A 355-nucleotide genomic window follows, 5' to 3' on the forward strand; every position below is an offset into this window, starting at 1 on the left:
ACGCTGGGTTCGATGAGCGGGATGTGGAAACGGGGTTACGGCGAGGTTATTGGGGCACCGCCAGACGAAAGAGGCGGCAACAGACAAACCGAGCCTACCGCTACCGCGCCACATCTCGACTCTACCGATCACAGGCGTCGCCGCTCGGCCCAGAAGTAGCATCGTCGCGATGACTCACGAAGCCGTGAAGGTGTTTGAGGAGAACAGAGTCCCAACGCATATTTGAGGCACGCGTCCAAGCCCTCATCGGGACCAGTAGAAATCCACGGGGATAAGCTCGACGACCCATCCACCTTCTTCGCCCAGCGTGGCCGCCGGGTGCATGGAGGCGATGCGCAACGCCTCGTCATGGGTA

Annotated in this window: 1 pseudogene; it reads right to left on the reverse strand. The window is 60.8% G+C overall.

Features of this window, described 5'->3' with window-relative positions:
* Positions 1-243 precede the first annotated feature (243 nt).
* Positions 244-355 (reverse strand): annotated as a pseudogene (locus FSO04_RS49155) (YciI family protein); the annotation flags it as partial.

The organism is Paraburkholderia madseniana (assembly GCF_009690905.1).
Lineage (GTDB): Bacteria > Pseudomonadota > Gammaproteobacteria > Burkholderiales > Burkholderiaceae > Paraburkholderia > Paraburkholderia madseniana.